At 55.3% G+C, this 7,333-nt stretch carries 7 protein-coding genes; 2 read left to right on the forward strand and 5 right to left on the reverse strand.

What is annotated here, in order from left to right; all coding sequences use genetic code 11:
* Together AB7S84_RS15510 and AB7S84_RS15515 are read right to left on the reverse strand one after the other, a co-directional pair.
* The coding region (locus AB7S84_RS15510) for an NAD(P)/FAD-dependent oxidoreductase (protein WP_428155599.1) at positions 1 to 1,202 on the reverse strand (1,202 nt) is incomplete at its 3' end.
* Positions 1,203 to 1,298: 96 nt separating this feature from the next.
* Entirely contained in the window at positions 1,299 to 1,802 is a 504-nt protein-coding gene (locus AB7S84_RS15515) for a ferritin family protein (RefSeq protein ID WP_020878279.1), read from the reverse strand.
* Between the two features lie 521 nt (positions 1,803 to 2,323).
* Here AB7S84_RS15515 and AB7S84_RS15520 point away from each other — a divergent pair.
* Together AB7S84_RS15520 and AB7S84_RS15525 are read left to right on the forward strand one after the other, a co-directional pair.
* Positions 2,324 to 3,889 carry a L,D-transpeptidase family protein gene (locus AB7S84_RS15520; protein ID WP_428155601.1) on the forward strand — a complete coding sequence of 522 codons (1,566 nt, stop codon included), beginning with the start codon at positions 2,324 to 2,326 and terminating at the stop codon, positions 3,887 to 3,889.
* A 190-nt stretch (positions 3,890 to 4,079) separates the two neighbouring features.
* Positions 4,080 to 4,544 (forward strand): YcbK family protein, encoded by a 465-nt coding sequence (locus tag AB7S84_RS15525; protein ID WP_234979168.1) that lies wholly within the window; start codon positions 4,080 to 4,082, stop codon positions 4,542 to 4,544.
* A gap of 66 nt (positions 4,545 to 4,610) precedes the next feature.
* Here the strand turns inward: AB7S84_RS15525 and glk are convergent, their stop codons facing one another.
* The 3 genes from glk to mscL all read right to left on the reverse strand — a co-directional run bounded on the left by glk (position 4,611) and on the right by mscL (position 7,086).
* The gene (glk, locus tag AB7S84_RS15530; protein WP_020878282.1) at positions 4,611 to 5,624 is read right to left on the reverse strand and encodes a glucokinase; all 1,014 of its coding nucleotides are present in this window, start codon (positions 5,622 to 5,624) and stop codon (positions 4,611 to 4,613) included.
* 262 nt (positions 5,625 to 5,886) lie between these two features.
* Entirely contained in the window at positions 5,887 to 6,429 is a 543-nt protein-coding gene (locus tag AB7S84_RS15535; protein ID WP_428155604.1) for a DUF3750 domain-containing protein, read from the reverse strand.
* 231 nt (positions 6,430 to 6,660) lie between these two features.
* On the reverse strand, positions 6,661 to 7,086 hold the full coding sequence (gene mscL, locus AB7S84_RS15540) for a large-conductance mechanosensitive channel protein MscL (RefSeq protein ID WP_020878284.1): 426 nt from the start codon (positions 7,084 to 7,086) through the stop codon (positions 6,661 to 6,663).
* Between the last annotated feature and the right edge of the window lie 247 nt (positions 7,087 to 7,333).

Raw genomic sequence — 7,333 nt, forward strand, 5'->3', positions numbered from 1 at the left:
CCCCCCAGAGCGAATGCCCGCTGTTCCCACTGACGCTGAAAGGCGATGCCCGAAAGAGGGCCGCCGGGGAAATCGTCGGGGGTGACGCCGACGACAACGGCGCTGTTGGCGTTTGGCTCGTTTCGGGAGTACTGGCTCATGCCGTTGGTGACGACGCATCCGGGCTCGGAGGTAGCGGCCACCACCGTTCCGCCGGGGCACATGCAGAAACTGTAGACCGATCGACCGTTTTGGCAGTGGTGAACCAGCTTATAGTCGGCCGGACCCAACAACGGATGACCCGCCTGCCGTCCGTAGCGGGCCTGGTCGATAAGGGCCTGGGGATGTTCAATGCGGAAGCCCACGGAGAAGGGCTTTGGCATCAGGGTTACACATCGGTCTGCGAGCATCTCGAAGGTGTCCCTGGCACTGTGGCCGATGGCAAGGATCACGTGGTTGCATGGAATTCTTCCGCCACCATCCAGAATGACACCCCGCACCATCCTGTCCTGGAGATCCAGGTCCCGAAGCCGGGTCTGAAAACGGATTTCGCCGCCCAGGGATAGGATGGCCTTTCGAAGACCTTCCACGACCTTGACCAACCTGAAGGTCCCGATGTGGGGCTTGCCCACGTAAAGGATCTCCGGGGGTGCCCCGGCTGCCACGAACTCGGTAAGAACCTTTCGCACCAGATGTCGGGGGTCCCTGATCTGGGTGTATAGCTTGCCGTCGGAAAAGGTTCCGGCGCCGCCTTCCCCGAACTGGACGTTGGATTCCGGATTGAAAACGCGTTTCCGCCAAAATCTGAAGGTGTCCGTGGTACGCTCCCGCACCGTCTTTCCCCGCTCCAACAGGATGGGGCGAAAGCCCATCTGGGCGAGGAGCAGGCCGGCGAACAGGCCGCATGGCCCGGTGCCGACCACCACCGGTCTCTCCCTCAAGGGAGACCGGACACGAGCGATAAAACGGTATAGGGTGTCCGGTGCCCGACTGACGTTGGGATCCCCGGCAAGGCGTGCCAGGATTTCGTCTTCCTTCGGGCTGTTGACGTCAAGGGTGTAGATAAAGGTGATGCGGTTTTGCCGCCGGGCGTCGATGCTTCTCCGAAAGATGGTGTATCCCTCAAGGTGCTGGGTGCGTATGTCCAACCTCGTGAGGATGGCGTCCCGGAGCATACTCTCGGAATGGTTGATGGGAAGCCGCACTTGAGTAATGCGCAACATGCTGGTTTTTCCTATGCCGGCCTGGGTTCAGACGCCGGCGATAAAGCCGTACAACACTGCAGCGGTGATGGGGCGCGCAGAGGGGCGGCGTTCGTCTCATTCCATGTCGAATTCTTTGATGTCGAACCAGTAGCCGGTGCGGCTGACGAAGTCGAGTTCCGCCTGTACGATCTCGATGTGCTCATTTTCGATCTCCAAAAACCGTGAGAACATGGGCCGGGTATCATCCGTCATTTCATCGACCATCCTGCGATAGAACCGGCTGGTTTCCACCTCAACGGCCAGGGCCTTGGCAAGCATCCGTTTTTCATCGGTCCGATCCTCCTTGGACAGGGTCTCCTTCAGCACCGCCATCTCTTCCCGGATCACCCTTGCAGACGGAACGACGGATTTGAGGTCATCAATCCCGATCATACCGGTTTCGTTCCACTGCGCCAGTTTGTGGTGCAGGTAGTCGAGGTGCCGCTGTTCATCTTCGGCCAGAAGCGAGAAAACGCGAATGCCGGTCGGATCCCGGGTTGATGCCGCTGAATCCTGATATAGGTCCCGAATTTTAGTTTCGTAGACGATGGCCGCCTGTATCGCTTCAGTCGGTGTCATGGCATCTCCTTCGATGTCGGGTTAGGTGCCGTTACAGCCAGGTCCTTAACAAACGTATAGGGTTTTAACGGCGTCAGCTCGTTCCTGTTTAGCAGAAACGAATTTCCGGTACAAGCTTCTCTCGCTTTGCATTAAATGTCGAGAAGTGAGGATTTGAATTTTCATTGACCTGCCCCAGAGCGTAATGGTAATGATATAGCGCAATAAGATCAGATTCTTAATTCCGCCCCGGTCAATATCGACACGGATGCCGGGGCCGTCGATGTGTCGTCGCGGACCCGCGGTGGAAATGCGTGAAAAACCCGGACGGAAAGGGCAGGACAGATTTGAGAAGCATGGAGAAAGAGTGCGGCAGGATCAGCTTATGGACGGCGTCGACGGCATGGCTATATTTCAGGGTATCTCAGAAATCCTTCAGGCCGTTAGTCCGGCCGATTTTTAAGCAGCTTTTCGGTCTGTTTTTCCTTGGGACGATCATATTGACGATGGTGGCGCCGCGCTCCGGCTTTGCGGCGGAAGATATGGCGGCGCTGACAGCGGCCATGACGGAACATCTCGTATGTTATCCGATCGAACTGTTGGGTCACGAGAAACAGCAGCTGTCGGTGACCGACAAGGACCTCTGTCTGGCTGCCGCGTATCGCCGGACCGGTCTTCGACCCCTTTGGGTCACCCCCAAGGGGCCCGGGCCTGATGCCTCGGTGATCCTGTCTTTTCTCGTTCAGGCTGAAACAGAGGGGCTCGATCCGGGAAATTATGAGATTGACCAGATCTCATCGCTTTTCGCCGAACGCGACCCCAGAAGGCTCGCTCGACTCGATACCTTGTTGACTTTTAATTTGATCAAATACATTCACGATGTCAGCTGGGGGCGCATCAAATCGCTTGACGCCGGAATCCTCCCGAATTCCGGGTCGTGTGACGGCGATATCGAAACTGCGACGAAAATGGAACAGATTCTCTCGGTTCCCGATCTGGGCGCCTATCTTGCCGCGTTGCCTCCGTCCCACCGATACTACCGCCAGCTGAAGACGGCACTGAAAACCTACCGCGCACTGGAGGCGGCAGGGGGCTGGCCTGCCATCCCACCCGGGCCGACCATCCGGCCGGGTGATCATGACGATCGGATGCCTGACATTTTTCGCCGTTTATCGGTAACGGGGGATCTGGATACAGGGTTTCAGCCCACTATGTATTACGAGCCCGCTTTGAAAAGCGCGATCTTGCGGTTTCAACGCCGACACGGCCTGACACCCGACGGCGTGATCGGTAAAAACACCTTCGCCGCTTTGAACATTTCAGTTTCCGATGCCGTCAAGCAGATCATTATCAACATGACGCGCTGGCGCTGGCAGGCGCATACCCTTGGTGAAAAATACGTCCTCGTCAATATCGCTAATTTCGATCTGACGGCGGTTGACGACGGTGTCGAAGTGCTCAGCTTTCCCGTTATCGTGGGAAAATTTCAGCATCAGACTCCCATCTTCAGCGACCGTATCCGCTATGTCGATATCAACCCGTACTGGAACGTCCCGCCAAGCATCGCCAAAAATGAAGAACTGCCAAAGCTCAGACGAGATCCGAATCACTTAAAGAAGCAGCATATACGACTCTTCTCCGGTTGGAGCGCCGAGGCTCACGAGATTGATTCCCGCACCGTCGATTGGCGCAATATGAGCCCCCAACGTATGGCGGGATTCAGGCTTCGTCAGGATCCCGGCCCTTGGAATGCCCTGGGCCGGATCAAATTTGTTTTTCCCAACCCATACGATGTCTACCTTCACGACACCCCCACCCAGAATCTGTTTACGCGGACCCAGAGAGATTTCAGTCATGGTTGCATACGCGTGAGCGATCCCATGGGGCTGGCCGCATTCCTGTTAACATCCGAGACGAGCGTCTTGACCAGAGAGGCGGTTCGCAGGATCGTTGAAAAACGAAAACGCACCGTCATTCGACTTCCGGAGCCGGTGCCCGTCCATATCACCTACCAGACTTCCTGGGTTGACAAAAACGGTATAATATATTTTAATAAAGACATCTACGGTCGTGACGACAAGCTCAGGCGTGCCATGTTCGCCGAATAGCCTGCTCCCCGGCCGCATAGACATCGGGTCGGCCATTGTGTTCCTACCAGCAGTATCGAAATGGCTATCGTCGTCAATTGAAACTCCAAAGAAAACGAAACAAAGGCAATCTCAAATGGTTAACATCAGTCGCCGGCGTTTCCTTGCCGTCTCTGCTCAGGCCGCAGCCGGAATACTCATCTGCCCACCGATGGAGTGTTGGGCGAGGGCGCCCAGAAAATTTCGGCTTTCATTTTTTCACACCCACACGGAAGAATGTTTAAAGATCGTTCATACCCCGGGACGATGTTCCCGATCGGTGGAGAAAAAAATCAGAGGGTTTCTTCGAGACTTTCGGACGGGAGACACCCATCCCATCGATCCCGGCCTCCTGGACATGCTTTGTAAAATTCAGGCGGCTACCGGAAGCCGAGGCACCATCGAAATCGTTTCGGGTTACCGATCGCCACAAACCAACCACCGTTTGCGCCAAAGCACCCGGGGCGTTGCCAAGAAAAGCTTTCACATGAAAGGTCGGGCCATTGATATCCGCATAGCGGATCTCTCCACCAGAAGACTCCGGGATACGGCGACTTCGCTGCGAAGCGGCGGAGTAGGCTATTATGCCAAGTCGGATTTCGTCCATTTGGACACCGGCGTATTCAGAACCTGGTAATGGGAATTTCTGTTGAGAGATCCCCAGGCACATCAGGGGGGTACAGATCAACGGATCGAGCATCATTTATCCGGTCGTAAGCGTTTTTTGTGCATAATTGGCCAACCCCCACAGATTGGCCTCCGGCTTTCGGATGAGCATTACCGGTATGCTTGAAACGTATCCGGAAAGGCGGCCTTTGGCCTTGAAAGACAGGACGAAGGCCGCCCTGGTCAAAAACGGACGGATTTTCGGGGCAATGCCGCCACCGATGTAGATGCCGCCTCCGGCCCCATACCGCATTGCCAGATTCCCGGCCTCGGCGCCTAGAATGGATACGAAAATTTCGACGGTTCTGACGGTGATTGCCGTTGCATCGGTACCGGATAGGGCATTCCGTGCAATTATCGCGGCAGGGTCCTCTGCTGTTTCGATTCGCTTTTTCAACCATGACGGTTCAAAACAGATGCGTTTGTCTGCGAGGTACCGGTAGATGTTGCAGATGCCGGGACCTGAGCAGACCCGTTCATAGCTGACGTGGTTCCCGCGTTTCAGGAGGAAGTCCAGAAGGCCGATCTCCATGGCATTGGTAGGGGCAAAATCAGCGTGCCCGCCTTCGGAGGGGAAGACCTGAAAACCGTTTTCAGAAGGCACCAGGAACGATTCTCCCAATCCGGTTCCCGGTGCGATGAGGGCTGCGGGAGATCGAAGGCAGCGCTTTCCGGAATGGATGATCTCGATGTCGTTTTCTCCCAACACCTCTATGGCATAGCCCAGGGCCTCGACGTCGTTGATAATCCTGACCTCGGAAAACCCTATGGCTGTTTTAAGCTTTTTGGCATTGATGGTCCAGGTCAGGTTGGTAGCGCCGGCAGAATCTTCAGTCACCGGCCCCGCAACGCCGATGACGACGGCTTTGGGAAGAATTCCCAGCGAACTCCGGTAGTTTTGGATGATCTTATCAATTCCGGGATAGACCCGGCTCTCATAGATTTTGATGCCTTGCGGGAAGATATTTCCGTTCGGACCATTGCAAACGGCCAGTCGGGTGTGGGTACCGCCCACATCGATCAACAGAGCGCCGCCGTCGTTCCCATCCATTGATTCAGCTGTCCTTACGATGACATTGCCGGTATATGTGAACTCAGCGCTGATCTATGTGATATCGCCATGGTAAATGTGCCTTGCTGTCGGTTGTATCAGCCGGAATCCCCAACAGTCGATCCGATACCCCGGTATTGATTCTGACTGCAGAGAAACGCAGACGCTGTTCCGGGCTTGAAAGTGAGTCGTGTTTTTCGGGAAGGACGGGAGATGCGCCCATACGTGAATTAAGCCGGGTATGCGTATTTCGTGCTGCCGATTATGGGCTTGCATATCCGTTGCCGATGGCTGAAAGCGGCAGATTCAGCTCCAACTCCGGCACCCTGAGGGCGATCCAGGCGGTAAAGGTGTTGCTGTTGGGCCCTGGAAAGACCTTGTAGATCGTTTTCCATGGATAGGCGCGGGCGGCCTCGTCCACGGCGTCGATAAGATCATCGACGCCCGGTCCCCGGTGCTCCCTGAGGATGCGGGGCTTCTCGCCGAACCAGTAACGGTCGGGGACGTCCCGGGCGATCCGCATGACCGGAAGACCACGATATTCCCGCCAACCCACCACGTCGTACACGGTGTATTCGCTTTCGCCGGTTCGTTTGGCGGCGATCCATGTGTGGATGGCGAACCAACCCCGCCAACCCCAGGCGTCGGCACCGTAGACCTGCAGCACCGCTTCACGCGTGAGAGAAGGATCCGGAGCGATCCCCGCCGATTCTCGGCTGGCGGTGCGCCAGTCCTTACCGGAAAAACAGCCCGACAGCATCGATCCCGTCAGCACAACTATTGCGAATGACCTTAAAAGATCCATCTTCTTATATCGCGGGTGCTTCCCTTCCGGTGTTAACGGCCGATAGGGACGGGGTGATGCCCGCATCACCCCCCTGCCGGTACCTGAACGAGCCGGACGGCGATTGAGCCGTAACGGACCTCACCGGACGTCGAAGGTTGTATTCAGAAAAATATAATTACTATAATGGAATAGAATGTCAAGCCGTTACAGGACGAATCCGATTGAGTCGCCTGCCATCGTGTCCGAAGGTTATGTCAACTTAAGCTCAGAGGTACAGTTCGGGCAACGCGTCGCCTTGATGGGAATATCTGTGAAGCAGTTCGGACATTGCTTAGTCGTGGGTTCGGGTGGTGCTTCCTCTTTTTTGACCAGTCGGTTCATCTGCTTGATAACCATGAAGATGGCAAACGCGACGATGAGAAAATCCAGGACGGTGTTGATAAAGACGCCATAATTGATGGCTACGGCTTCCGCATCGGCTGTCTTGTCCTTAAGCGTGACGGCCAGGTTCGAAAAATCGACATTCCCCATGAGCATACCGATGGGCGGCATGATGACGTCGTTCACCAGAGAACTGACAATCTTGCCGAACGCGCCGCCGATGATAATGCCTACGGCCATGTCGACGACATTGCCCCGCATGGCAAATTCCTTGAATTCCTTAATCATTCCCATGTGCTGATCCCTTTCGTTTTGTGTGATTTGATCGTGCCGTTCGAATTTTTGATGCTTATGTCCTGCTTCATTCAGTTACGGAAGCGTTTGATCCCAAGGGGAAGTCCGGTGCTGTGGCCAACGACGCCACCTCAATTCCGGCGCCGATGCCCAACACGAAAAAACCATCTGCCGAATTGAACAATTGGGGTTTCATATCTCATAGTTCATGAGATTCTCCTTTTTAGAGAAAATGTCAATTCATATT

The sequence above is a fragment of the Desulfococcus sp. genome, assembly GCF_050178255.1.
Taxonomy (GTDB): domain Bacteria; phylum Desulfobacterota; class Desulfobacteria; order Desulfobacterales; family Desulfococcaceae; genus Desulfococcus; species Desulfococcus multivorans.

Bases quoted from the DNA above. Each gene is read 5' to 3' on its own strand.
- AB7S84_RS15515 (WP_020878279.1), bottom strand. From the start codon at position 1,802: ATGACACCGACTGAAGCGATACAGGCGGCCATCGTCTACGAAACTAAA.
- AB7S84_RS15520 (WP_428155601.1), top strand. From the start codon at position 2,324: ATGGCGGCGCTGACAGCGGCCATGACGGAACATCTCGTATGTTATCCG.
- AB7S84_RS15525 (WP_234979168.1), top strand. From the start codon at position 4,080: ATGGAGTGTTGGGCGAGGGCGCCCAGAAAATTTCGGCTTTCATTTTTT.
- glk (WP_020878282.1), bottom strand. From the start codon at position 5,624: ATGGATGGGAACGACGGCGGCGCTCTGTTGATCGATGTGGGCGGTACC.
- AB7S84_RS15535 (WP_428155604.1), bottom strand. From the start codon at position 6,429: ATGGATCTTTTAAGGTCATTCGCAATAGTTGTGCTGACGGGATCGATG.
- mscL (WP_020878284.1), bottom strand. From the start codon at position 7,086: ATGGGAATGATTAAGGAATTCAAGGAATTTGCCATGCGGGGCAATGTC.